The organism is Caulobacter sp. DWR3-1-2 (assembly GCF_049896225.1).
GTDB lineage: Bacteria > Pseudomonadota > Alphaproteobacteria > Caulobacterales > Caulobacteraceae > Caulobacter.
On the sequence record NZ_JAFCTW010000002.1, the window covers coordinates 42,593 to 64,711 of the forward strand.

Below are 22,119 nucleotides of genomic sequence, written 5' to 3' on the forward strand. Positions count from 1 at the left end.
TAGGGGGCAAGTGATCGCCCCCCTAGATCCTACATCAACGAACCCTTGCCGCTGGTCACCTCGGTATAGCGGTGCACCCGCACGGCCTGGACCAGCCCAAACCCGACCATCACCGTCAGCATGACCGTGCCGCCGTACGACAGCATCGGCATCGGCACGCCCACCACCGGGGCCATGCCCATCACCATGGCGCCGTTGATCAGCACATAGAGCGCGAAGGTCGCGGTGACGCCCGCCGCCGACAGCCGGCCGAAGTGGCTGTGGCTGATCGAGGCGATGCGCAGGGCCATGAAGATCGCCACGCCGTACAGGAACAGCACGCTGAAACAGCCGATGAAGCCGAATTCCTCGGCCAGGGTGGCGAAGATGAAGTCGGTCTGTTTCTCGGGCAGGAAGTTCAGCTGGCTCTGCGAGCCCAGGCCAAAGCCCTTGCCCATCAGCCCGCCGGAACCCAGGGCGATCTTCGACTGCATGATGTGATAGCCGTTGCCCGACGGGTCGTTTTCCGGGTGCAGGAAGGTCAGGATGCGGTTGCGCTGATAGTCGTGCAGCACGAAGAAGATGAACGGCGGCAGGGCCGCGAGCCCCAGCACGATCCCGCCGATGATCAGGCGCAGCGACAGGCCGGCCAGCACCATCACCGCCAGGCCCGGCAGGGCGATCAGCACAGCGGTCCCCAGGTCGGGTTGGTGAGCGACGAGCAAGGTGGGCAGACCGATCAACACCACCGGCACCAGCAGCTTCCACGACAGCCGGGCGCTGTCGGCCGAAAGGCCGTGATAATAGCGAGCCAGGGCCAGGACGACGCCGATCTTCATCACCTCGGACGGCTGAAACCTCAGGGGGCCTAGCTGCAGCCAACGCTGGGCTCCCAACGAGACGTCGCCGATCAGTTCGACCAGCACCAGCAGGATCAGGCCCGCAGTATAGATGGGATAGGCCAGGCTGAACCAGACCCGCAGGTCCAGCATGGCCAGGCCGATCATGAACACGAAATAGATCCCGAAGCGCAGCAGGTGCTTGTCGGCCCAAGGCTCCCACGAGCCGCCTGCGATCGAGAACAACATCAGCGCGCCGGTGCCTGCGATCAGGCAAAGGACCAAGCACAGGGTCCAGTCGATCTCCATGAACTTGATGATCGGCCGGTCGCGTTCGCCGGGCCGGCTGAGGCCGCCGCTGAGGGTCATCGGGGTGTTCCAGGAACGGGGGCGGGAACGGGAGGCGGCGGAGGCGCGCCCTCGGTGGGATCTTCGGGCGCCGCGCCTTCGACCGCGCCGTCGGCGGCCTCGACCGGCGCGTCAGGCAGCGGCGCGGGGCGTTCGATGCGGGCGCGGATTTCGGGATCCTTCAGCAGCGCCACGCGCATCACCTCGCGGGCCCGCGGGGCGCCGGCGGTGGCGCCGCCCATGCCGCCATGCTCGATGATCACGGCGACGGCGTAGCGCGGGTCATCATAGGGCGCGAAGGCCACGAACAGGTTGTGGTCCTTGAGCTTCCAGGCGACGCTGTCGCTCTTGCGGTTGGCGACCTTGTCATAGCTGCGGACCTGGGCGGTGCCGGTCTTGCCGGCCATCTTGACGTCGCCCAAACCCAGCTGGCTCTGGCGATAGGCCGTGCCGCGCACGTCATTGGCGACCGCCTCCATGCCGCCGCGCACATAGGCCAGGTGCTCCATCGTGAACGGCAGGTCGGGCACGGCCGCGCCGCTGGGCTGCTCGACGCCGCCGACTGACTTGATAAGCCGCGGGTTCAGCGCCTTGCGACCGTTAGCCAGACGCGCGGTCATCACCGCCAGCTGCAGGGCATTGACGTTCAGAGCCCCCTGCCCGATCCCATAGCTGGGAGTCTCGCCCGGAAACCAGGTCTGGTTCGGGGGATTTTTGACGTTTGCCCGCTTCTTCCAGGCACGATCAGGCACCAGCCCCTTCTTCTGGCCGGGAATGCCGATATCGAAGGTCTGGCCAAAGCCCATGGCCCGGGCGGTCGTCGCGATGGCGTCGGGGCCGACCTTCAGCGCCGTCTGGTAGAAATAGATGTCGCAGGAGTTCTTGATGGCCTCGTGCATGTTCTGCGAGCCGTGCCCGCGCTTCTCCCAGCACCGCCAGGTGCGGTTGCCATAGTACCAGCTGCCGCCGCAATTGACCCGCGCCTCGGGGTCCACGCCCGCAGTCAGAGCGGCCAGACCAACGGTCGGCTTGAAGGTCGAGCCGGGCGGGAAGGTGCCGTTCAGCACCTTGTCCAGCAGCGGCTTGCGCTCATATTCGGCCAAGGCGCGATATTCGGGACCCGACAGGCCCTTGACGAAGCGGTTGGCGTCGAAGCTGGGGGCCGAGACCATGGCCAGCAGGTCGCCGTTGCGGATATCGATCACGACGATCGCGCCGCTTTCCTCACCCATCACTTCCAGCGCGCGGTTCTGGATGTCGGCGTCCAGCGTTAGCCGCACTTCCTTGCCGGCGGTCGGCAGGATGTCGCCCTCGGGATCCAGGCGCACGACGCGGCCCTGGGCGTCGACCTCGGCCTTGGTCGCGCCGGGACGGCCGCGCAGGTCGCGGTCGAGGGCCTTTTCGATCCCCGCCTTGCCGATCCGGAACCCCGGATGGTGCAGCAGGTCCTGGTCGGGCTCGTCCTTGGCCTTTTCCAGGTCGCGATCCGAGACCTTGGCCACATAGCCGATCACGTGGGCGAAGGCCCCGCCGAACGGATAGACCCGCACCTCGCCCATGTCGGCGGTGACGCCCGGCAGCTCAGGGGCGCGGATGTTGACGCGGGAGAACTCCTCCCAGGTCATGTCTTCCATCACCGCCACCGGAGCCTTCTTGGGCGCGCGGGCGATGTCCTTGATCAGGCGCGACCGGCGCGTACCGTCGATCGGCACCAGAGTGGCCAGGTCGTCGAGGGAGGCCTCGACGTCGAAATCCTTGGAGTCCTTGGTGATCAGCAGCCGGAAATTGGGCCGGTTCGAGGCCAGGGCCACGCCGTTGCGGTCGAGGATTAGGCCGCGGGGCGGCGGCACCAGGCGGTAGTTGAACTGGTTGCCGGCCGAGAGCTTCTGATAGCGCTGGGCCTCGACCAACTGCAGCTGCGCCAGCCGTCCGCCCAAGGCAAGCAACCCGCCGCCAGCCAGGCCGCCCATCAGAAACGCCCGGCGGTGGAAGACCCCCTGCCGCTCATTGACCTCGAAGAAGAAGATGGACGGTTCGCTCATGGCGTCACCGGAACCGAACGTCCGCGTCCTCGAACCGGTCGATCAGCCGGTGGGCGAACGGAAACAGCAAGGCGGTCACCAGGAATTGCCAGAACACGGCCAGCAGACTGGGCATGGCCAGACTGTCTAGCATGGTGAACAGGAAACCGCCGATCATCGCCACGGCAGTGACTCCGGAAAACCAGGCCCACATGATTGGCCGGCTCTGGCCGGTCATCATGTTGCGGCCGGCCAGGGCGGTGGCGTAGGCCACCAGCAGCGACAGCGCCCACAGGCCCGAAGGCCCGCCCCAGAACACATCCAGGAACAGGCCCAGAACCAGCAGGGCGAAGGGCGCCAGGATCGACGGGCGGATCAGGGCCCAGGCAAAGGCGGGGACCATGGCGAACACGGGCTCCGGAAGTTGCAGGCCATAGAGGCGGATCGGCGCGGCGAAGACGACGGTCGCCAAGATCGACAGCAGCAGCGGCACGCCCAGCCAGCGCGCGGGATGCAGAGGCCGCGCGCCGCCCATGCTCATAGCGCGCCGCCTGGCGGCTGGGCCGCCGCGGGAACCGTGGCCGGCGGCTTGGGCGCGGCCGGCTTTGAAACCGCAGGCTTCGGCGGCGCGGTTGCGGGCTTGGGTGTGGCCGAGGTTGTCGCCGGCGGCTTGGCTGAGCCGGCGGTAGCCGGCTTGGGCGAGGTCGCTGGCGCGGTCGTCGCTGGCGTGGTCGTCGCTGGCTTGGGCGCCATGGCTGGGCCGAGGATCGAGACGTTGGGGTCTTCCGTCGTCACCGGCGGCAGGCTGCGGGTCAGTAGCGCTTTCTGGTCGGCCAGCTGCGAGAAGTCCGTGAACAACAGGATACGGACATAGTCGATGGCGGTGTCGTCGGCGAACAGCACCACGCGCCAGCGGCCGTCCAGGCCCTTGACCGCCGCGCCTACCGGCAAGCCGCGCGGCACCACGCCGCCATCGCCCGAGGTGACGACACGGTCGCCCTCCTTGATCGGATCGGCGCCGCGCAGATAGTCCAGCTTGGGATTGGGACCGCCGTCGCCGGTCAGGATGGCGCGGGCGTTGGTGCGGTCGATCATCACCGGCGTCCGCGAGGCGATGTCGGTCAGCAGCAGCACCCGGCTGGCGCCATTGGCCACGCCCACCACACGGCCGACCAGGCCGCGCTCGTTCATGACTGGATTGCCCACAACCACGCCGCGCTCGGCGCCGGCGTCGGCCAGGCGAGTGTTGGCGAAAGGGCCGCGGGTGTCGATGACCACGCGGGCGGCGACCATCGGGATCGGCGGATCTGTGCGCAGGCCCAGCAGCGAGCGATAGCGGTCGTTCTTGTCGACTTCGGCCAGATACTGGTCGCGATAGCCGCGCATGTCCTTGAGCTCGGCCTTCAGTCGGCGGTTTTCGGACGCCGTGAAGAAGTAGCTGCTGACGAAATCGACGCCCAGGCCGGTCCAGCGCCCTGGAGCGGCGATGGCGCCGCTGACCGGCTTGGATACCGTGTCCATGGTCTGGCGGGTCACGCCATAGGCCTGCTGCTGAAGGCTCTCCCGCCGGTCGGCCAGCAGGAACGCCACCGCGATCACGACGGCGACGATCAACGCCACGGCCGCGGTCCAGGTCAGCGGCACTTTCAGGTCACCGAGCGGACCTTCGCGAAAGGGCACGTACGAGTTCTCCCGACGCCCCCCGCGGCGTCCAGATTAAATTGACGCCTAGGCGAGAGTCGATTCAAGAACGCCCTTCATCCACTTGGGATGTTCGAGCACCTTGCCGCAGCCCAAGGCCACGCACGACAACGGATCGTCGGCCACGGTGACCGGCAAGCCGGTGTGGTCGCGGATCTCGGCGTCCAGGCCGCGCAGCAGCGCGCCGCCGCCGGTCAGCATGATGCCCTTGTCGGCGATGTCGCTGGCCAGTTCCGGCGGGGTGGCTTCCAGAGCCACCTTCACGGCCTCGACGATCTGCCCGACCGGCTCGGCCAGGGCGTCGGCGGCCTGCTTTTCGCTAATGCGCACCTCGCGCGGCACGCCCTGCATCAGGTCGCGGCCCTTGACGTCGATCGACAGGCCTTCGCCGTCGGCCGGGGCGCGGGCGGTGCCGATTTCCTTCTTGATGCGCTCGGCGGTGGTCTCGCCGATCAGCAGGTTATGGTGACGGCGCATGTAGCTGATGATCGCCTCGTCCATCTTGTCACCGCCGACGCGGACCGAACGCGAATAGACGATGCCCGACAGCGACAGCACGGCTACCTCGGTGGTGCCGCCACCGATGTCGACGACCATCGAGCCAGTCGGCTCGTGAATGGGCAGGCCGGCGCCGATCGCGGCGGCCATCGGCTCGTCGATCAGGCCCACGCGACGGGCGGACGCATTGAGGCAGCTGTCGTTGATCGCCCGGCGTTCGACGGCTGTGGCGCCCGACGGCACGCAGACGATGACCTTGGGGTTCACGAAGCCCTTGCGGTTGTGAACCTTGCGGATGAAGTATTTGATCATCTCCTCGGCGACTTCGAAGTCGGCGATGACCCCGTCACGCATGGGGCGGATGGCTTCCATGTGGCCCGGCGTGCGGCCCAGCATTTGCTTGGCCTCGATACCCACGGCGTGAACGATCTTTCGGCCGCCGACATTGCGCAACGCCACGACGGACGGTTCGTTCAGCACGATGCCCTTGCCCTTCATGTAGATGAGCGTGTTGGCGGTGCCCAGGTCGATGGCGATATCGTTGGAAATGACGCCGAAGAGGGAAGAAAACATTGAAAGCCCTGACTGAGGGGATAGGGGGGCGAAGCGGTACGACGGACAGGTAGGACGGGGCGGGCGAGATCGGTAGGCGAAGCGGAGCCATTTGCGGCGTATTGACGACGAAGGCGAAGGGAAAAGATGGCTCCTACTTCAATTCCCCCCGAGGACAACATGATTCCCGCATTTGCGGGCTTTCGTCCCAGTGATGACCGCTCGCCGCGCGACGGGAGCGCGAGCCTCTGCCGCGCCGTCGTCCAACTGCCGTAAAGCGTATCGACGATGCCCGTTTGCCCTGCGAAAGCGTTGATTTCAAGGTCTATTAAAACGCTTGGCTCACCTCATTTCGCAGAACGGCGACGCCGGGAGGTTCAACCCAGAAACATGGCGTTTTCTAGCCGAGCGCCGCCATGACCACGCCGACCGCCGCGATCAGTCCGAAGACCATCTGAGCGGGGCTCAGCCGCTCGGCGAACAGCCGGCGTCCGGCCAAGGCGGCCATCGGCATTTCGACCACCCCGACCGCTCGTACGGGTCCCACGGGGCTCAGCGCCATGGCGGTGAACCACAGGCCCGAGGCGACCGCGCCGCAAAACCCCGCCCCCAGCGACCGCCGCCAGGCCTTGACCACCGCGACCAGAGCGTCGGGATTGCGAACCGCCAGGAAGGCCGTCAGGGCGACGGTCTGGATGGCTTGGACGATCATCACCGTCACCAGGGCCGAGACCGGCGGATGGGCCGGATCGAAGGCCAGAGCGGCCTGACGGAAACAGTTGGCGCACAAGGCGAAGGCCGCGCCGGAGGCCAGTCCCGCCAGCACCGCGCCGCGTCGCATCGGCGGTCCGCCGCGCGGCCAGGTCAAGGCGGCGAGGCCGATGGTGGCGATCAGCCCGCCGATCCAGGTGACGGCCGAGATCTTGTCGCCGAACAGCAGAGCGCCCCAGACGAGAGCGAACGGCAGGCCGCTCTGCTGCAAGGCCGTGCCCAAGGCGAAGGACGAGCGGTGCATGGCGGTCAGCAGCGCCGCGGTGGCGCCGATCTGCAGGGCCGCCCCGGCCACGCAAGCCAGCCAGAACCACACCGTGGCGTGGGCGCTGGCGCCCGGCGTCACGGCCCAAGCAATGGCTGCGAATAGCGTTGCGAAGGGCAGGCCGAACAGGAACCGCACCAGCGTCGCGCCCCAGGGCCCCGCCCCGCCCATGAGCGAGCGCTGGGCCGCATTGCGGGCCACCTGGAAGCCAGCGGCGGCGATGGTGATGGGAATCCAGATCATGGCCGTCTCGCCGCGATGACCAGGCCCGACGCCCAGCCCAGGGCCACGGTCGCCAAGTCGGGATGGGATTTCAGCCGCGCCGCCAGGGCGTCAACGCGAGGTTGATGGCCTGGCGGCCAGTTGGGTTGGCGGCTCATGTCGTCGATCACATAGAACCCGCCGGGCCTTAGCAGCGCCAGCGTCTCGTCCAGCCCCTCGTACTTGCCCGGCCACGCGTCGGCGAAGATCAGATCGAACGCGGCCGGGGGATGAGCGCGCACATAGTCCAGCCCGTCGCCAATCGCAAACGTCACGCGTGGGTCGCCGCCCAACACATCGCGGGCCACGGTCTGGACCGCTGGATCACTGTCCACGGAGACCAGCGACGCCCCCTGCCCCATCCCGGCCAGCAGCCAAGCGGTCGCGAGGCCCGTGCCGGTTCCCAACTCCAGAAGCCTGCCGCCCGGCTTTGAAGCCGCGAGGAAGCGTAGCATGGCTCCGGTGTCGGGCTCCGACGGCATGTCGAAGCCCAGGGCGCGGGAACGGCGGTCGATCTGTCGCCAGACGGGCGGCGCGGCGGCGGCGTTGTCGTCGAACATCGGCTGATCCTTATGCCGCCCTTATGCGGACGGCGGGTTTCGGAATGGAGGCCTTAGGTCCCCTTGGCGCAGTTTGCGGCGGTCGGCGCGTCTGGTGATGCATCCGACCAGCCCAGAGGTTTCGACATGTCGTCCCACCCATTTCGTCAGGCCGCGCAGTTCCTGCTGGGCGTTCCGACCGGTGGCATCCACCACACGCTAGGGCGCATGCTCACCCTCGCCCAGGCCACGCCGCTGTGTTTCGTGGCGGTGACCGGACCCGAGGCGGGCGAGGCGATGAGCGTGCTTTGGCGCAAGGGCTACGACCGGGTGGAGGCCGCTCGCCGCGCCACCTGTCGCGCCGCCGACGAACAGAGCGACGTGCTGCTGGTGGTCGGCTGTTCCACGCTCGCCGATGCCCGGGCCGCCGCAGCCTCGACCATGACCATGCTGCGCCCCGGCGGGGTGCTGGTCATCGACGCCGGCGCGTTCCTGGAACAGGAGCCGCGTCGGGCGCTGTGCGAGGACTTGCGGACGCTGGGCCTGGACGTCGAGGCGCAGGCCTATCTTTCGGCGGAAGTTCTGGCGACACGACCCTTTTCGAAGCGGGCGGCGGCCTAGCTCAAACGGTCGTCATCCCGGACAAGCGAAGCGCCGATCCGGGATGACAATCGTTGTTGACTAGAACCCGCTGGCGATCGCCGTGTCTGGCCGGCTCTTTTCCTTGCGCGCCATGAGGTTGTTCAGGGCGTTGACATAGGCCTTGGCCGAGGCGGTCAGGGTGTCGGTATCGGCGGCCTGGCCGGTTGCGATGCGACCGTCCTCTTCGAGCCGGACCGAGACCTGGGCCTGGGCGTCGGTGCCCTCGGTGACCGCGTGGACCTGGAACAGGCGCAGGGCGGCGTCGTGCGGCACGATCTGCTGGATGGCGTTGAACACCGCGTCCACCGGACCGTCGCCGGAGGCTTCCGAGGTCTTGACCTCGCCGTCGACTTCGAGGGTCAGCTCGGCCGACTGTCCGTCGGTGCCGGCCACTACCCGCAGGCGCTGGACGCGGATCCGTTCGGAGCCGCGCGCCAGGGCGTCGTCGACCAGGGCGATGATGTCGTCGTCATAGACGTGCTTCTTGCGGTCGGCGAGATCCTTGAAGCGGCCGAAGGCCTCCTTCAGGGCGTTCTGGCCCAACTCGTAACCCAGGTCCTTCAGCTTGGCGCGGAAGGCGTGGCTGCCCGAATGCTTGCCCATGACCAGGCTGGACGGCGCTTGGCCAACCGATTCCGGGGTCATGATTTCATAGGTCTCGCGGTTCTTCAGCATCCCGTCCTGATGGATGCCGCTCTCATGCGCGAAGGCGTTCTTGCCGACGATAGCCTTGTTGTACTGCACCGGGAAACCGGTGATGGCCGAAACGTAGCGGCTAGCGCGGGTGATATGGGTGGTGTCGATCTTGGTCTCGTAGGGCAGCTTGTCGGCGCGCACCTTCAGGGCCATGACGATCTCTTCTAGCGCCGCGTTGCCGGCCCGCTCGCCCAGGCCGTTGATCGCGCACTCGATCTGGCGCGCCCCGCCCTGCACGCCCGCGAGGCTGTTGGCGACGCCCAGACCCAGGTCGTTGTGGCAGTGGGTCGAGAAGATCACTCGGTCGGCGCCCTCGACGTTCTGGGTCATCCAACTGAACAGGTCGGCATATTCCGACGGATAGGTGTAGCCCACCGTGTCGGGCAGGTTGATTGTCGTCGCCCCCGCCTTGATGGCCGTCTCGATGGCGCGGCGCAGGAACTGGCGGTCGCTGCGGGTGGCGTCCTCGGCCGACCACTCGACATCGTCGCGCAGATTACGCGCGTGAGTGACCGACCGGGCGATCACGTCGATCACCGCCTCGGGCTCCATCTGCAGCTTGTGCTTCATGTGCAGGTCGCTGGTGGCGATGACCACATGAATGCGGCCACGCTGGGTGCCCTTCAGGGCCTCCGCACATCTATCAATATCGACCTGGTGGGCGCGGCACAGGCCGGCGATGGTGCTGTTCTTGACGATCTTGGCGACCTCACGGACCGCCTCGAAGTCACCGTTCGAGGCGATCGGGAAGCCGGCCTCAATGACGTCGACCCCCATCTCCTCGAGGATCTTGGCCAGTTCAAGCTTTTCGTCATGCGACATCGAGGCGCCGGGCGATTGCTCGCCGTCGCGCATGGTGGTGTCGAAGATGACGACGTTGTCGCGCTTGTCAAAAGCGCCGGCGGCTACGCCAGGAGAAATCGGGGATGTCATGGATCTACTCGTCGGAAGGTGTCTGCGTGCGGGGCGGCGGCGGGTCGGTTATCCCCTGCGCGCCCGGCCACGACGATGCGCGGCCCCTAGAGCGCCCAGGGGGTGATAAGCCGAAGGCGAAGCAGTTGGCGCGCGACGTTCATGCAGACTTTCTACACAGCGGCCTAAATTCGAGCAAGCATTTTGCGCCAAAGGCTGATTTTGCCGCACACGGAGCAAGTTCCATCCCTCCTCCTGGCTAATCGTGGCTTGACGATTGGCAAATAGGGAAGAAAGACGTCAAAACCGCCTCGCTAGCCGCGGCATCGAGAGGCGATCTGCCTTCACTGGCCTTGGCTACTCAGCCGTCTCGCGCTTCTTGAGCCAGGCGCGGGCCACCAAGCCGCAGACGATCCACACCGCCACCGCGATCACCAGCATGACAATGTGCCGCTGCCCCCCGCCCTCCAGCGCCTGGACGATGGAATTGCCGGCGAAGGCGGTCAGGGCGATCTTCGGGATGATGCCGATGGCTGTGCCAGCGGTGAAGTCGCGAATCTTCATCGGCGTGACGCCGGCGGCCATGTTGACGACGATGAATGGCGCCGAGGGCACCAAGCGGACGATCAGGCTGGCCAGGAAGCCGTTCTTGCCGATCAGTTTCATGAACTTGGCCACGCCGTCGCCGGCCAGGTCCTTGAGCAGTCGCCCGCCGAACGCGCGCCCCACCCAGAACCCGACCAGGGACGAGACCAGGGTGCCGATCCAGCTATAGGCGAAACCTGTCCAGGGCCCGAAGGCCACCACCGCCGCGGCGATCAGCACGAACTGCGGAACGCCGATGAAGGCTAGCGCCGCGAAGGCCGCCACCGCCACGGGAAGTGCCCAGGGTCCGTGCGCCGCGCTCAGCCAGTGCTCCACCGCAGCCTCGCCATTCAAGCCCAGCATCTGGGCTCCGAACAGGAAGACGACCCCTACCCCGCCGAACAGCACGAACGACACCGCCACCGTGCGCCAGGCGCGGCGGTCCATATTGGTGAAGAATTCGATCAGCCGGGCTATCACGTCCCTGCCTCGCCCATGGTCTCCGTTGGGTCAAGCCCCACCTCACGCGCCACATGGGTGCAAAACGTCCGCCGATCGCCCACTTTATTGTCACGCTTCCGCGCCGTCTCGTCGCGGTACGGTTAAGATTCCCGCGCCACGACAATTCCGTTGCGAAGCTGTCTCACCGCGCGGCTAAGTTATCCACAGGCGCCGCTGCGGAAAGCGAGCGTTCTTGGGGAGTGCGTCGGACGTGAAGACCCTGGCTGTGATTTCCCGCAAGGGCGGGGCGGGTAAGACCACCCTGTCGATTAACCTCGCCCTGGCCTCCCACCTCGGTGGCTGGCGAACCATGCTCGCCGACATCGATCCGCAGCGTTCGGCGTCGGACGTCATGCGCGCCCGCACCGAGCCGGGCCCCACCCTGGCCGAGATCAACGCCGGCAAACTTTTTCAGACCCGGTCTCACGCGATCCACGACGCCTATGACGTGATGCTGATCGACACCCCGGCCGCCCCGGACTCCGACGTGGCCGTGGCCGTGAACTCCGCCGATCTCTGCGTGCTGGTGTGCCGGCCTACCTTCCTGGACATCGCCTCGGTGGCGCGCTCGGCCGAGATGGTCCGCCGGCTGGGCAAGGCCGCGGTCATCGTGCTCAGCCAGGCTCCGCCCAAGCGTGGCGCGCTGGAACCGGTGGCCGTGCAAAAGGCGGTCGAGGCCTTGCGCTTCTGCGGCCTGCCGGTCGCGCCGGTCGGGCTGCGCTCGCGGGCCATCTACCAGCAGTCGATCGCCCATGGCCGCTCGGTCGGCGAGTGGGATTCGGCCAGCCCCGCCGCCCAGGAGATTTCGCGTCTCTGGGACCATCTGGCCGCGCAATTGACCCTGGACCAGCAGGCGCGCGGCGCCCGCGCGGTTTAAGCTCGACAAGGATTCCCAGGAAAAACAAGCTCTTGAGGCTGGCGCTAAACCTGCTTGCAAGATATTCCGCAAGTTGAAGTTCTGTTCACACCTGAACCATAACAGTTGTCGCAATCGGTGATCTTGCGGCGCTGACAAGAGGCCGCGCTTATGGGGCGGAGACACCAGATCATGAAGACGATTACAGTGCTTTCTCGCAAGGGCGGGTCGGGCAAGACGACACTGGCCGTGAACCTAGCCCTGATGGCCTTTCTGGCCGGGCGCAAGGTCATGCTGGCCGACATCGATGCCCAGCGTTCGGCCTCCGACTCCCTGCGACGTCGCGTCGAGCCTGGCCCTACTCTGGTCGACGGCGTAGCGGGCAAGCTGTTCCACGCCCGGTCCACCGCCATGCGCGAGGACTACGACTACCTCTTCATCGACACCCCCGCCTCGCCCGAGACCGATGTCGCCCAGGCGGTGAACCTCTCGGACCTCTGCCTGGTGGTTGGACGTCCCTCGTTCCTGGACCTGGCCCCGATCGTGCGCTCGGCCGAGGCCGTGCGGCGGCTCGGCAAGAGCGGCTTCGTTGTGCTCAACCAGGCCCACACCAGCAAGGCCGAGGTGGCGCCGGTCGCCTATCCGGACATCCTCGAGGCCCTGCGCTTCTGCGGCCTGCCCTTGGCGCCGTACGGCCTGCGGGCGCGCGACGTCTTCCAGACGGCCATGGCGAACGGCCGCTGCGTGCCCGAGTGCGAGGGCGCTGGCCCGGCCGCCCGCGACCTGGAACGGCTTTGGGTCTTCGTCGAAGCGCACATGGTCGCCAGCCGCGCACAGCCGGCCAGGACCGCATTGGCCAGTTGATCTCGCCTTTCACGATCGACCGATCGCTGGCTAGAGCATTTTTCGAGCGAAGGGGTTCCGGTTCGCGTGAAGAAAAATGCGTCAAAACCAAAGATTAGAGCTCACGGCCTGACGCAGTCAGGTCGGGAAATGCTCTAGCGGTCGCCGCCTGTTCAGTTGAGTGCTGAAGGACGCCATCGACTGGGCCTCGCGCGGCCCTCCCTCGGCCTTGGACGGCAAGCTCGCCTGCATCATCGGCGCCTCGCCCGGTGTCACCGGCACAGTCCGCGCCCAGGACGCCCTGCGCCAGTCGCTGCGCATGGTCTCGGCCCAATGCTGGCCGCTCAGCGAGATGCTGGTCGGCCAAGCCCACACCAAGATTGAGGCCGCCGTACTTATGGACGAGAATACCACCGCCTATCTCGGCCGGCGCCTGGCGGCGTTCGTGTAGCGTGTGCGGAATGTGGGTGGCTTTACTCAAACTTCTTCGGGTCGTAGTCGGCCCCGAAGTCCAGCACGAACAGCGGCCCCAGCACCAGGGTCTGTCTGGCGCCGGCCAGCTGTAGCGAGACGCTGGCCTGGCCCTTGTCGGCGTCGATCGTCGCTCGGCCGCGCGAGGTGTAGATCTTCCATTCGGAGCCGGTGATGGCGATCGGCGTGCCCTCGACGATGCCGCCCCAGGGCTCGGCCGCCTGCTGGATCCGCACCGCGCTGACCGTGCCCGAGGCCGGGCCGCCATCGACAGGTTCGGCCTTGGCGTAGAAGGCCACCATCAGCACGTCACCCTTGGTGATCTTGCCCTGCACCGCCTGGCTAGCCCCGATGGTCCAGGGCTTGTCCGGCGCTGCCGTGGCCACCTGCACCCGCAGGCCGCCGCCGCCCGCCACGGCCTTGTCCTTGACGTAGCTGTTCGTCTGGCCCGGACCGTAAAGGGTCCAGGACGTCGATGGCTTGTTGATCGCGTATTTCATGATGTCTTCGGCCGACGAGGCCGGCCGGACGGTCGCCAGGCCCAGGGCCGCGACGGCGGCCAGCAGTACGATCTTGCTCATGGTGTTTCCCCCTTCTGCGACGTCATGCGCCGCGTGGCCGCCCGTGGTCGGGCGATAGGTCGTTTGCTCCCCCGGGCCGCCCGCCATGCGCGACGGCCTCGTTATGATGATAGCGGTACCGCTAGTGTCCTGCCGACGCAAGAACCCCGGTTTTCGGCGTCATGCCGCGTTGCGCCGCGGCAAGCGGGGGCGTAAAGACCGCCGCAATCCTGAAACCGGTCTTTCGAGTCCACGTCCTCCCAGGGGAGTCCTGAACTATGTCGCTCGAGTCCGCCGCCCTGCGGCGCATCGCCCCTTCGGCCACCATCGCCATCAGCGCCAAGGCGCGCGCCCTGAAGGCCGCCGGTCGCGACATCATCGCCCTATCGGCGGGCGAGCCGGACTTCGACACCCCCGATAACATCAAGGAAGCCGGAATCGCGGCGATCCGCGCCGGCAAAACCAAGTACACCGACCCCGACGGCATGCCCGAGCTGAAGGCCGCGATCTGCGCCAAGTTCAAGCGCGAGAACGGCCTGGACTACAAGCCAAGCCAGGTTCACGTCGCGCCGGGTGGCAAGCCGGTGATCTACAACGCCCTGGTCGCCACTCTGGACCCGGGCGACGAGGTGATCATCCCCGCCCCCTACTGGGTGTCTTATCCCGACATGACCCTGCTGGCCGGCGGCACGCCGGTGGCCGTGGAGACTACCGCCGAGAGCGGCTTCAAGATCACGCCGTCCGCCCTGGAAGCGGCGATCACGCCCCGCTCCAAGTGGCTGATCATCAACAGCCCGTCCAACCCCTCGGGCGGCGCCTATACTCGCGCCGAGCTGCAGGCCATCGCCGACGTACTGCTGCGCCATCCGCAGGTCTGGGTGCTGACCGACGACATGTACGAGCACCTGGTGTTCGACGACTTCGAATTCACCACCATCGCCCAGGTTGAGCCCAGGCTCTATGACCGCACCCTGACGATGAACGGTGTGTCCAAGGCCTATGCCATGACCGGTTGGCGGATCGGCTATGCGGCCGGTCCCGAGCCGTTGATCAAGGCCATGGCCAAGATGATCAGCCAGACGACCTCGAACCCCTCGTCCATATCGCAATGGGCGGCGCTGGAGGCCCTGAACGGCACGCAGGACTTCATCAAGCCGCACGCCAAGCTGTTCCAGGAACGTCGCGACCTGGTGGTGTCGATGCTGAACCAGGCGGCCGGTTTGCACTGCCCGACCCCGGAAGGCGCGTTCTACGTCTATCCGTCCTGCGCCGGCCTGATCGGCAAGACCGCGCCCAACGGCAAGGTTATCGAGAGCGACGAGGACTTCGCCGTCGAACTGCTGGAGACCGAAGGCGTGGCCGTGGTCCACGGCGCGGCGTTCGGCCTGTCGCCGTTTTTCCGCATCAGCTACGCCACCGCCAACGACGTTCTGGAAGACGCCTGCACGCGCATCCAGCGCTTCTGCGGCAATCTGAAATAGGCTCCAGGCGATTTGGGGATGCACACCCACCGCGCTGCGCAAGCGGTCGGCTAAACGCCTTGTTATGAGCGTGCATCCCCGCCTGTTCCACGTCATCGCGTAAAAATCGCAACCCTTTGCTCGCGAACCGCGCTAACGGTCCGCGTCGCACGTCTGTGACAAAGGAGGTCGCCGCATGGCCCGTACGCCTAACTATTCTTTCGAACGTCAAGAGCGCGAGCGCCTGAAGGCCAAGAAGGCCGCCGAAAAGGCCGCTCAGAAGGCCGCCGAGAAGGCCGCGCAAAATCCCGACGAGTCCCCTCGGACCCCGACTGACGACTAATGTCCGACGACCAGTGAAAGACGGCCTATGCCCAGTTCTACCGCGTTCAACCATGAAACCGTCGTCCTCGACGGCGAGCACTTCAGCGACTGCGAATTCCGCGACTGCCGTCTGACCTTCGCTGGCGGCAAGGCCCCGGTGTTCGACAACTGCAAGATCGTGGACTGCGAGTGGAAGTTCGAGGGCGCGGCCGAACATACCCTGGCGCACCTCAAGGCCGTCTGGAACGCCGGCGGCAAGGCCCCGGTGCAGGCGATGATCAAGGACATCACCGGCGGCGGGCGCTGATCACCGCCGCTTGTTCTTGGAGGACCTGAATGCCAGGGGCGGTCCAGCGGGACCGCCCTTTCTTGTCGACAGGTCCGCAAAGCCAAGGCCGACGGTTATTCCCTAGGCTCATCGTCGATCCAGTCCGTCAGTCCTTCACGCGCGTGCACCTCGCGCAGGGACGGCATGGCGCGCATCCCCGCCAGGTAGCGGGCGATGTTGGGCCACATGGTCGCGGGCCTGGGCATGTTGCGCGACCAGCGCATCAGCATGGTCGCCAGGAAGTCGACGGTCGATAGCCGCTCGCCCAACATGTAGGGGCCTGGCTGGGCCGCCAGGTGGGCGTCGATGCGGTCCCAGATCGCCGCCAGTCGCGCTGCGGCATTGGCCGTCACCGCTTCCGTCGCAGCCTCTCCAGCCGGCTCATGCGGATAGAACCAGGCCCGGAAGCCCGGCATCGCGGTATTGGCCAGATACACCATCCACTGCAGCCAGGCCGCGCGCTCTGGCGCGCCCACCGCCGGGGCCAGGCCCCGATCGGGATGACGCTCGGCCAGGAGCATCAGGATCGCCGCCACCTCGCAGACCGGCGCGCCATCGACGATCAGGGTCGGCACCACGCCGCTGGGATTGAGCTTCAAATAGTCGGGGCTTTTCTGCACGCCCGTGGCCGTGTCGATCAGCGTCAGCTCAAACGACACGGCCATCTCGATCAGCATCCAGTGCGCCGCCAAGCTGGCCGTGCTGGGACAGTAGTAGAGCCGATACATGCGAAAATCCCTCACCCGAGACGGGCGAGGGATCGTTCAGAGCAGCCGAGCTGTCAATCGCCGTGCGATGAACGTCAGTGCTTCTCGCGCCACTGGGCCTTGGCGTCGTCCTGGGTCAGCGAAAGATGCACGGCGTCTTCGTCGATATGGTCGATCCAGCTGATCGGGATCAGGTGGTGCTTGAACCCGCCGCCAAGATCCAGCTTGGCCAGCTCGATCTCGTCGCCGAGCACATGGTCCACGCGACCGACATGCCCGCCGTCCGAGCCGACGACTTCCAGATGTTCGCGGATTTGCGAGATGTCGATCATGGTGGTTCTCCGATGGATGAAAACGTTCGGAGAGCCAACGGGCCAACGGGCCACGGGGTTTCACGAAGCTCTTGCGAGGCGCGAATGTTCTTTACATGTTCTGCTCAAGGGTGAGGTTGGCTGTTCAGCGTGAAGCTTTGCGACCGTGGCTATCCTTGGCTATCAGTCGTCACCCGTCCGATGAGGAATGACAGATGATCAGACCGCTCGCCGCCGCGTTGCTGCTGATACTGACTGGCGCGGCGACTGCCTCGGCCCAGACGGCGTCGGAGGCCGTCGCGAGCGCTCCTGCCCCCGTCGCCGCTGCGTCGGTCGCGCCCCTGCCCCGAGTCGACGCGGTGTTCGCCCCCGACGGCGTCACCCTGACGGACGGCGGCAAGAGCGTGCTGTTCTACCGCACCGCGCCCGCCGATCCGCACGAGTCGGGCCGCTTGAACTATGTCCACCCGATCTGGGCGCCCGACGGAGCCGTGCTGACGGAGGATCGGCCCGCCGACCACCTGCACCAGCGCGGCGCCTTCTGGAGTTGGCATCAGGTCATCGTCGACGGCAAGAATGTCGCCGACGGCTGGTTCATGAAAGGGCTGACCTTCAATGTCCGCGAAAAGCGTTTCAAGGGCGACAGCGCGGGTGGCGGGACGCTGCTGGTCAATGCCGACTGGATCGTCAGTTCCGGACCCGAGGTGGCCTATGTGGCGCGCGAGACCACCAAGGTACGGGTGTATCCGCTGAAGAGCGGCGCTCGGCGCATCGATTTCGACACGGTGATCACCGCGCGGTCCAAAACCCTGGCCTTGGGCGGCAGCGACGACGACAAGGGCTATGGCGGGTTCTCGATCCGGTTGGTCAAGCCCGACCGCTTGGCCTTCGGCTCGAACGGCAAGGCCGTGGCGCCGGCGGTCGGGCCCGTCGAGGCCGGCAAGGCCATGGGCTTCGCCTGGACGCCGGGCGGCGGGGCTCCGGCCTGGACCGTGGGCCTGGCCTGCAAAGCCAACGGCGCGCCGATCACCCGCTGGATCCTTCGCAAGGAGCTGTCGATGCAGAACTGCGTCTTCCCCGGTCGCGCGCCCTTCGTCCTCAAGCAGGGCCAGACCTTGCGCCTGCAATCTACCCTCATCCTGCGGCCAGCGACGCCTCCCAAGAAGAAGGGCTGAGCCTTGGCCGAGATCCTCAACCTCAATCAGGCCCGCAAGGTCAGGGCCAAGACAAACGCCAAGACCCAGGCCGTCGAGAACCGCGCCAAGTTCGGCCGCACCAAGGGCGAAAAGGTCGCCGAGGCGGCGCTAGCCGAGAAGCTCAGGCGTGATTTGGACGGGGCCAAGCGGGACGGCCAAGACGAGGACTGAGGGGTCGCCGGGGAGACGGGGAAGCGAGCCGTCTCAGGGACCAGTTCCTTAGCGAGGAGCCAGATACCGCATGGGCTTGGGCGGCGTCGGGTTCTGAACGGCGCTTTCCGCGGAGCCGGCCATCCGCCGCGACGTCCTGGCTCGCCGAAATGCCGCCGCTAGATGCTGCAGCGCCAGCACCCAACCAAAGCTAGTTTCCTTATGGGTCTTGATCGCTTCGTCCATCATCGTCGCCTTCCCTGCGCTGCGATGACTGGAAAATCGCGTTTTTGCCATTGGATGACAAACGGGGCCTCCTTGGGTAAACATAAGCCTTACTTATGTCAGACATCCTCGCCACCTTGCCGCTCAGCGCGATCCGGATCTTCGAAGCGGCCGCGCGCCTGAAGAGCTTTACCAAGGCCGCCGACGAGTTGGGCGTCAGCCAGGCCGCCGTCAGCTGGCAGGTCAAGGCGCTGGAGCAGCGCCTGGATCAGTTGCTGTTCACCCGCCTACCCCGCGAGGTCTTGCTGACCCCCGCCGGCGAGCGACTGTCGCGGGCCGCGACCGAGGCCATGGCGATCCTGCGCATGGCGCTGTCGGACCTGATCGATACGGGCGAGGGCGTGCTGTCGATCACCACCGTCCAGAGCCTGGGCGCCCAATGGCTCGCCCCACGCCTGGGCGGCTTCCAGGTGGCCCACGCCAAGCTGGCCGTACGGCTGGAGACCTCCAGCCGCGTCGTAGATCTGCAGCGCGAGAGCGTCGATCTGGCCCTTCGCGGCGGACGGGGTCAGTGGCCTGGCCTGGAGAGCCACTTCCTGGCGCCATCGATCCAGACCGCCCTGTGCACACCCACGTTCCTGGCGCGGATCGGCGGCCTGGCCACGCCGGCCGACCTCGTCGACGCCCCGCGCATCGGCTCGGCGGCCGAGTGGGCGACCTGGTTTGACGCGGCGGGCGTGGCCCCCTGCGACACGCGCGTCGCGCCGCGCCTGATGGCCGACGCCCAGGCGCTGGAAGTGGCCTCGGCTCTGGCCGAGCAAGGCGTGGCCCTAGGCTCGCCGATCTTCTACGCCCAGGACATCGCCCAGGGCCGCCTCGTCGCGCCCTTCGATGTCGTCGCGCAGTATGGCGGCGGCTATTGGATCACCTATCCCGCCGAACGCCGCCGGGTGCGCAAGATCGCCGCCTTCCGCGACTGGATCCTGGCCCAGGCGGCTGGGGACCCATTGATCGCGCGGTATCAACATCTAGGCGGCGCCTGAGCGCGCCCTGCCCGTCGCTTATTGCGGCGTGAAGCGATCGCGATAGTGCGCCGGGATGGCTTGATAGACCGTGTTTGGCCCGACCTTCAGCAGCTTGCGGGCCTCGTCGAGCGGCAGGGCGAAAAGAGCCGGATAGTCCACCTCCGGCAGCCACGCCGCCGCGCGGCCGTTGCGCCAGGCCTCGCGCACGGCCTTGCGATAGGGCTGACCGGTCTTCTGCTTGGTGAACTGGCGTGCGCCGGCCAGGGCGATGAGGGCGAAGCCCAGATTGCGGGTCTGGGCGTAGGAGAAGGCCACCACGCAGACCTCGCCCAGCGAGTCGGTGCCGTAGCCGGTCAGCACATGCCAGACGTCGTGCACGTCGCGCATGCGCCGGCCGTACCAGGCCAGGGGGTGCGGAGCGTCGATGTCGCCATCGACGACCTTGCGGCTCTCATTGGCCAAGCCCTCGGCGGTCAAGCCGCGCGGCGCGATGAAGTCGCGATAGCCCGCGCCCACCGTGCCGGGCCCGAACTGCGCGAGCCAGCTCTTGTCCGACAGGCGTTCGGCGAACTCTTCACGTTCATAGGCGATGCGGCCTCCCTGCGCCGTGCGCATAAGGCGCCGATAGCCCTCGACCACCGACGTGCCGGAGAGGGCGCGCATGATCTCGAACACCTGGGCGGTGTCTTCCTTGTCGGCGATCAGGCGCCGTACGGCCCTGAGCGCCCGCAAAGGCTGCACCTGGAAGGTGTCGCGTTGGCGCCGAACCGGCTGCCGAGTGTTTTGATCATCGAGGGCTTGCGTGGCGGTGATCATGAGGCATGCTCCGGCTGAACCCCATAAAGATGACATTGCGTCATTTTTAATCAAGGGGGTTCGGCGATCCCCGCTACGCGAATATTTACTGGCGAGATGGGACGGGCGAGATGGGCAGTCTGAAAAAGCGTTCGATCAACCTGGCCGGTCACGCCACCTCGCTGGCGCTGGAGCCGGAGTTCTGGGCCGTGCTGCAGAGCGCCGCGGCGGCCAACGCGACCAGTATCGCCGGCCTGATCCAGCGCATCGACGCCGGACGCGGCGAGCGGCCCCTGGCTTCGGCCTGCCGGGTCTATGCCTTGCAGTATGGGCAGGCCCACTAGGCCAGGGCATTTTTCGAGCGAAGTGGTTCCGGTTCGCGTGAAGAAAAATGCGTCAAAACGAAAGATTAGAGCTCACGGCCTGACGCAGTCAGGTCGGGAAGTGCTCTAGGTCTCTGCCTTGAGCCCAGGCCCCGGCAACGGGGAAGGCTGCGGATCGGGCATCGGTATACGCGGCAGGCGTGGCAAACCGGGCGCGGCGGGCATTCGCAGCACGATGTCGTTCGATCGAATTGCCAGCAAACCCGTGCGCCAGCTGCTCCACACCAGGGCGACGACGAAAAGCAGGACGACCACCAAGGCCAGTCCTGCCCATCCGATCAGCTGGAGTGGCTGTCCGTTGCGATGACGCGCCATGGCCTGCTTCTACTTCGGCGCGTCCGGAACCTTGGGCGCGTCCAGCTGCGGTGCGGAGACATTGATATCAACGCTCTTCTTGTGGCTCACCCCGCCCGTGAAGACGAAATAGGCGATCACCGCCACCACGACCACCAAAGCGCCGATGATGAACGCCATTCCGGCGTTGCCGCCCCCGCTCGTATTACCTTCAGCCACTTGATCTCTCCGTGAATTGTCGTCCCGCCGAACAAACGGCAGGCGCCAGTCGTGGTTCCGACACGTGGCGCGCACCGAAGGATTCCCGTTTTGGTCTCGCTTCCAACAGGTAGCACTTAGTGCTATATTTTCATGATGACTGAGACCAATTAAGTCAGGCGGGTCTTCAAGACGGCTTGGTTCACCGGGGCGGCCAAAAAGGCGCTGATCAAGGACGACGAGCTTTGCGCGGCAGCGTCAGCGGCCGAGGCGGGCCAAGCCGATGATCTGGGCGGCGGGGTGTTCAAGAAGCGCCTCGACAAGAACCGTAGCCGCAGCATCATCCTGGCCAAAGGTCGAAGGTATTGGGTTTACGCCTATCTGTTCGCCAAGAAGGACAGGGCCAATATCGACGACGACGAATTGAAGGCCTTTCGCAAGCTGGCCGACCCCCACGCCGAAAAGACCGACGTGGAGATCGACAGGGAGCTAGAGGCCAAGGTGATTGTGGAGATCTGTCATGACCAAGCGCAAGTTTAAGAGCGACGCCTTCGAGGCGATCCATGACAACGTCGCCGGGATGTATCGGGCCGGCACGATCAACAAGGCCACGATGCGCGACTTCGACGCCACCTGCCTGACCACGCCGCCGATGATCGAGCCCGCGCAGATCAAGCAGCTTCGCGAAAGCAACCATGTCAGCCAGCCGGTCTTCGCCCGCTATCTCAATACCAGCGAAAGCACGGTTGAGAAGTGGGAGGCCGGCGCCAAGAAGCCCAGCGGCGCGGCGCTCAAGTTGCTGGCGATTGTGCAAAAGCACGGGCTGCAGATTTTGGCCTAACCGGCAGACTTGGTAACCCCTGCGACATCTCCGGCCCGAGGG

27 protein-coding genes and 1 pseudogene are annotated in these 22,119 nt (G+C 66.4%); 13 read left to right on the top strand and 15 right to left on the bottom strand.

Going from position 1 to position 22,119, the window contains the following annotated elements; genetic code table 11:
• Positions 1-29 precede the first annotated feature (29 nt).
• From rodA to ACP696_RS02420, 7 genes are all read right to left on the bottom strand, one after another.
• A complete protein-coding gene (rodA, locus tag ACP696_RS02390; protein WP_426012530.1) occupies positions 30-1,187 on the bottom strand; it encodes a rod shape-determining protein RodA in 1,158 nt (385 codons plus the stop codon).
• Positions 1,184-3,208: a penicillin-binding protein 2 gene (gene mrdA, locus ACP696_RS02395; RefSeq protein ID WP_426012532.1), complete on the bottom strand. Its 2,025-nt coding sequence runs from the start codon at positions 3,206-3,208 to the stop codon at positions 1,184-1,186. The genes rodA and mrdA overlap by 4 nt, the downstream gene beginning before the upstream one ends.
• A gap of 4 nt (positions 3,209-3,212) precedes the next feature.
• Positions 3,213-3,728, bottom strand: coding sequence for a hypothetical protein (locus ACP696_RS02400; protein WP_426012534.1), 516 nt, complete (start codon positions 3,726-3,728; stop codon positions 3,213-3,215).
• Positions 3,725-4,867, bottom strand: coding sequence for a rod shape-determining protein MreC (mreC, locus tag ACP696_RS02405; RefSeq protein WP_426043428.1), 1,143 nt, complete (start codon positions 4,865-4,867; stop codon positions 3,725-3,727). The genes ACP696_RS02400 and mreC overlap by 4 nt, the downstream gene beginning before the upstream one ends.
• A 48-nt stretch (positions 4,868-4,915) precedes the next feature.
• Entirely contained in the window at positions 4,916-5,959 is a 1,044-nt protein-coding gene (locus tag ACP696_RS02410) for a rod shape-determining protein (protein WP_004623009.1), read from the bottom strand.
• A 379-nt stretch (positions 5,960-6,338) separates the two neighbouring features.
• Positions 6,339-7,217, bottom strand: coding sequence for an EamA/RhaT family transporter (locus ACP696_RS02415; protein ID WP_426012538.1), 879 nt, complete (start codon positions 7,215-7,217; stop codon positions 6,339-6,341).
• Positions 7,214-7,795 carry an O-methyltransferase gene (locus ACP696_RS02420; RefSeq protein ID WP_426012540.1) on the bottom strand — a complete coding sequence of 194 codons (582 nt, stop codon included), beginning with the start codon at positions 7,793-7,795 and terminating at the stop codon, positions 7,214-7,216. Before ACP696_RS02420 ends, ACP696_RS02415 begins: the two co-directional genes overlap by 4 nt.
• Positions 7,796-7,921: 126 nt before the next feature.
• Here ACP696_RS02420 and ACP696_RS02425 point away from each other — a divergent pair, with 126 nt between their 5' ends.
• Positions 7,922-8,395: a hypothetical protein gene (locus ACP696_RS02425; RefSeq protein WP_426012542.1), complete on the top strand. Its 474-nt coding sequence runs from the start codon at positions 7,922-7,924 to the stop codon at positions 8,393-8,395.
• 60 nt (positions 8,396-8,455) lie between these two features.
• On the opposite strand, the gene ACP696_RS02430 is transcribed toward ACP696_RS02425, so the two are convergent.
• Together ACP696_RS02430 and ACP696_RS02435 are read right to left on the bottom strand one after the other, a co-directional pair.
• Positions 8,456-10,045 carry a 2-isopropylmalate synthase gene (locus ACP696_RS02430; RefSeq protein ID WP_426012594.1) on the bottom strand — a complete coding sequence of 530 codons (1,590 nt, stop codon included), beginning with the start codon at positions 10,043-10,045 and terminating at the stop codon, positions 8,456-8,458.
• A 336-nt stretch (positions 10,046-10,381) separates the two neighbouring features.
• Positions 10,382-11,089 carry a TVP38/TMEM64 family protein gene (locus ACP696_RS02435; protein WP_426012595.1) on the bottom strand — a complete coding sequence of 236 codons (708 nt, stop codon included), beginning with the start codon at positions 11,087-11,089 and terminating at the stop codon, positions 10,382-10,384.
• A 232-nt stretch (positions 11,090-11,321) separates the two neighbouring features.
• On the opposite strand from ACP696_RS02435, the gene ACP696_RS02440 reads away from it, so the two are divergent.
• The 3 genes from ACP696_RS02440 to ACP696_RS02450 all read left to right on the top strand — a co-directional run bounded on the left by ACP696_RS02440 (position 11,322) and on the right by ACP696_RS02450 (position 13,260).
• Positions 11,322-11,987, top strand: coding sequence for an AAA family ATPase (locus tag ACP696_RS02440; RefSeq protein WP_426012597.1), 666 nt, complete (start codon positions 11,322-11,324; stop codon positions 11,985-11,987).
• Positions 11,988-12,158: 171 nt separating this feature from the next.
• Positions 12,159-12,830, top strand: coding sequence for an AAA family ATPase (locus ACP696_RS02445; RefSeq protein WP_426012598.1), 672 nt, complete (start codon positions 12,159-12,161; stop codon positions 12,828-12,830).
• 160 nt (positions 12,831-12,990) lie between these two features.
• Positions 12,991-13,260 (top strand): NADPH-dependent FMN reductase, encoded by a 270-nt coding sequence (locus tag ACP696_RS02450; protein ID WP_426012599.1) that lies wholly within the window; start codon positions 12,991-12,993, stop codon positions 13,258-13,260.
• Between the two features lie 22 nt (positions 13,261-13,282).
• On the opposite strand, the gene ACP696_RS02455 is transcribed toward ACP696_RS02450, so the two are convergent.
• Positions 13,283-13,861, bottom strand: coding sequence for a hypothetical protein (locus tag ACP696_RS02455; RefSeq protein ID WP_426012600.1), 579 nt, complete (start codon positions 13,859-13,861; stop codon positions 13,283-13,285).
• 257 nt (positions 13,862-14,118) lie between these two features.
• On the opposite strand from ACP696_RS02455, the gene ACP696_RS02460 reads away from it, so the two are divergent.
• The 3 genes from ACP696_RS02460 (at position 14,119) to ACP696_RS02470 (ending at position 15,931) form a co-directional block, all read left to right on the top strand.
• Entirely contained in the window at positions 14,119-15,321 is a 1,203-nt protein-coding gene (locus ACP696_RS02460; protein WP_426012602.1) for a pyridoxal phosphate-dependent aminotransferase, read from the top strand.
• Between the two features lie 175 nt (positions 15,322-15,496).
• Positions 15,497-15,643: a hypothetical protein gene (locus ACP696_RS02465; RefSeq protein ID WP_426012604.1), complete on the top strand. Its 147-nt coding sequence runs from the start codon at positions 15,497-15,499 to the stop codon at positions 15,641-15,643.
• A 27-nt stretch (positions 15,644-15,670) separates the two neighbouring features.
• A complete protein-coding gene (locus tag ACP696_RS02470; RefSeq protein ID WP_426012606.1) occupies positions 15,671-15,931 on the top strand; it encodes a hypothetical protein in 261 nt (86 codons plus the stop codon).
• Between the two features lie 95 nt (positions 15,932-16,026).
• On the opposite strand, the gene ACP696_RS02475 is transcribed toward ACP696_RS02470, so the two are convergent.
• Together ACP696_RS02475 and ACP696_RS02480 are read right to left on the bottom strand one after the other, a co-directional pair.
• Entirely contained in the window at positions 16,027-16,680 is a 654-nt protein-coding gene (locus ACP696_RS02475; protein WP_426012608.1) for a glutathione S-transferase family protein, read from the bottom strand.
• A gap of 74 nt (positions 16,681-16,754) precedes the next feature.
• Complete coding sequence (locus tag ACP696_RS02480) at positions 16,755-16,991, bottom strand: DUF2171 domain-containing protein (RefSeq protein ID WP_426012610.1); 237 nt, start codon at positions 16,989-16,991, stop codon at positions 16,755-16,757.
• A 194-nt stretch (positions 16,992-17,185) separates the two neighbouring features.
• Here ACP696_RS02480 and ACP696_RS02485 point away from each other — a divergent pair, with 194 nt between their 5' ends.
• The 3 genes from ACP696_RS02485 (at position 17,186) to ACP696_RS02495 (ending at position 19,584) form a co-directional block, all read left to right on the top strand.
• The gene (locus ACP696_RS02485; RefSeq protein ID WP_426031717.1) at positions 17,186-18,145 is read left to right on the top strand and encodes a DUF6807 family protein; all 960 of its coding nucleotides are present in this window, start codon (positions 17,186-17,188) and stop codon (positions 18,143-18,145) included.
• Between the two features lie 3 nt (positions 18,146-18,148).
• On the top strand, positions 18,149-18,337 hold the full coding sequence (locus ACP696_RS02490) for a DUF4169 family protein (RefSeq protein ID WP_426012614.1): 189 nt from the start codon (positions 18,149-18,151) through the stop codon (positions 18,335-18,337).
• Between the two features lie 320 nt (positions 18,338-18,657).
• Positions 18,658-19,584, top strand: a complete 927-nt coding sequence (locus ACP696_RS02495; protein ID WP_426012616.1) for a LysR substrate-binding domain-containing protein — start codon at positions 18,658-18,660, stop codon at positions 19,582-19,584.
• 18 nt (positions 19,585-19,602) lie between these two features.
• Here ACP696_RS02495 and ACP696_RS02500 read toward each other — a convergent pair whose 3' ends face one another.
• Entirely contained in the window at positions 19,603-20,382 is a 780-nt protein-coding gene (locus ACP696_RS02500; RefSeq protein WP_426012618.1) for a Coq4 family protein, read from the bottom strand.
• A 110-nt stretch (positions 20,383-20,492) separates the two neighbouring features.
• Here ACP696_RS02500 and ACP696_RS02505 point away from each other — a divergent pair, with 110 nt between their 5' ends.
• Entirely contained in the window at positions 20,493-20,705 is a 213-nt protein-coding gene (locus ACP696_RS02505) for a ribbon-helix-helix domain-containing protein (RefSeq protein ID WP_426012620.1), read from the top strand.
• Positions 20,706-20,810: 105 nt separating this feature from the next.
• Here the strand turns inward: ACP696_RS02505 and ACP696_RS02510 are convergent, their stop codons facing one another.
• Both ACP696_RS02510 and ACP696_RS02515 read right to left on the bottom strand, forming a co-directional pair.
• The gene (locus ACP696_RS02510; RefSeq protein ID WP_426012622.1) at positions 20,811-21,059 is read right to left on the bottom strand and encodes a hypothetical protein; all 249 of its coding nucleotides are present in this window, start codon (positions 21,057-21,059) and stop codon (positions 20,811-20,813) included.
• Between the two features lie 9 nt (positions 21,060-21,068).
• Positions 21,069-21,218 carry a hypothetical protein gene (locus ACP696_RS02515; RefSeq protein WP_426012624.1) on the bottom strand — a complete coding sequence of 50 codons (150 nt, stop codon included), beginning with the start codon at positions 21,216-21,218 and terminating at the stop codon, positions 21,069-21,071.
• 210 nt (positions 21,219-21,428) lie between these two features.
• Between ACP696_RS02515 and ACP696_RS02520 the strand changes: the two are divergent.
• Both ACP696_RS02520 and ACP696_RS02525 read left to right on the top strand, forming a co-directional pair.
• Positions 21,429-21,776: pseudogene (locus tag ACP696_RS02520) on the top strand (type II toxin-antitoxin system RelE/ParE family toxin); the annotation flags it as partial.
• A complete protein-coding gene (locus ACP696_RS02525; RefSeq protein WP_426012625.1) occupies positions 21,757-22,077 on the top strand; it encodes a helix-turn-helix domain-containing protein in 321 nt (106 codons plus the stop codon). The pseudogene ACP696_RS02520 and the gene ACP696_RS02525, both read left to right, overlap by 20 nt.
• Positions 22,078-22,119: the final 42 nt, after the last annotated feature.

What these genes read in the sequence shown, in the direction of transcription:
- rodA (WP_426012530.1), bottom strand. Translation starts at nt 1,187, where the DNA reads ATGACCCTCAGCGGCGGCCTCAGCCGGCCCGGCGAACGCGACCGGCCG.
- mrdA (WP_426012532.1), bottom strand. Translation starts at nt 3,208, where the DNA reads ATGAGCGAACCGTCCATCTTCTTCTTCGAGGTCAATGAGCGGCAGGGG.
- ACP696_RS02400 (WP_426012534.1), bottom strand. Translation starts at nt 3,728, where the DNA reads ATGAGCATGGGCGGCGCGCGGCCTCTGCATCCCGCGCGCTGGCTGGGC.
- ACP696_RS02410 (WP_004623009.1), bottom strand. Translation starts at nt 5,959, where the DNA reads ATGTTTTCTTCCCTCTTCGGCGTCATTTCCAACGATATCGCCATCGAC.
- ACP696_RS02415 (WP_426012538.1), bottom strand. Translation starts at nt 7,217, where the DNA reads ATGATCTGGATTCCCATCACCATCGCCGCCGCTGGCTTCCAGGTGGCC.
- ACP696_RS02420 (WP_426012540.1), bottom strand. Translation starts at nt 7,795, where the DNA reads ATGTTCGACGACAACGCCGCCGCCGCGCCGCCCGTCTGGCGACAGATC.
- ACP696_RS02425 (WP_426012542.1), top strand. Translation starts at nt 7,922, where the DNA reads ATGTCGTCCCACCCATTTCGTCAGGCCGCGCAGTTCCTGCTGGGCGTT.
- ACP696_RS02430 (WP_426012594.1), bottom strand. Translation starts at nt 10,045, where the DNA reads ATGACATCCCCGATTTCTCCTGGCGTAGCCGCCGGCGCTTTTGACAAG.
- ACP696_RS02445 (WP_426012598.1), top strand. Translation starts at nt 12,159, where the DNA reads ATGAAGACGATTACAGTGCTTTCTCGCAAGGGCGGGTCGGGCAAGACG.
- ACP696_RS02455 (WP_426012600.1), bottom strand. Translation starts at nt 13,861, where the DNA reads ATGAGCAAGATCGTACTGCTGGCCGCCGTCGCGGCCCTGGGCCTGGCG.
- ACP696_RS02460 (WP_426012602.1), top strand. Translation starts at nt 14,119, where the DNA reads ATGTCGCTCGAGTCCGCCGCCCTGCGGCGCATCGCCCCTTCGGCCACC.
- ACP696_RS02465 (WP_426012604.1), top strand. Translation starts at nt 15,497, where the DNA reads ATGGCCCGTACGCCTAACTATTCTTTCGAACGTCAAGAGCGCGAGCGC.
- ACP696_RS02470 (WP_426012606.1), top strand. Translation starts at nt 15,671, where the DNA reads ATGCCCAGTTCTACCGCGTTCAACCATGAAACCGTCGTCCTCGACGGC.
- ACP696_RS02475 (WP_426012608.1), bottom strand. Translation starts at nt 16,680, where the DNA reads ATGTATCGGCTCTACTACTGTCCCAGCACGGCCAGCTTGGCGGCGCAC.
- ACP696_RS02480 (WP_426012610.1), bottom strand. Translation starts at nt 16,991, where the DNA reads ATGATCGACATCTCGCAAATCCGCGAACATCTGGAAGTCGTCGGCTCG.
- ACP696_RS02485 (WP_426031717.1), top strand. Translation starts at nt 17,186, where the DNA reads ATGATCAGACCGCTCGCCGCCGCGTTGCTGCTGATACTGACTGGCGCG.
- ACP696_RS02495 (WP_426012616.1), top strand. Translation starts at nt 18,658, where the DNA reads ATGTCAGACATCCTCGCCACCTTGCCGCTCAGCGCGATCCGGATCTTC.
- ACP696_RS02500 (WP_426012618.1), bottom strand. Translation starts at nt 20,382, where the DNA reads ATGATCACCGCCACGCAAGCCCTCGATGATCAAAACACTCGGCAGCCG.
- ACP696_RS02505 (WP_426012620.1), top strand. Translation starts at nt 20,493, where the DNA reads ATGGGCAGTCTGAAAAAGCGTTCGATCAACCTGGCCGGTCACGCCACC.
- ACP696_RS02510 (WP_426012622.1), bottom strand. Translation starts at nt 21,059, where the DNA reads ATGGCGCGTCATCGCAACGGACAGCCACTCCAGCTGATCGGATGGGCA.
- ACP696_RS02515 (WP_426012624.1), bottom strand. Translation starts at nt 21,218, where the DNA reads ATGGCGTTCATCATCGGCGCTTTGGTGGTCGTGGTGGCGGTGATCGCC.
- ACP696_RS02525 (WP_426012625.1), top strand. Translation starts at nt 21,757, where the DNA reads ATGACCAAGCGCAAGTTTAAGAGCGACGCCTTCGAGGCGATCCATGAC.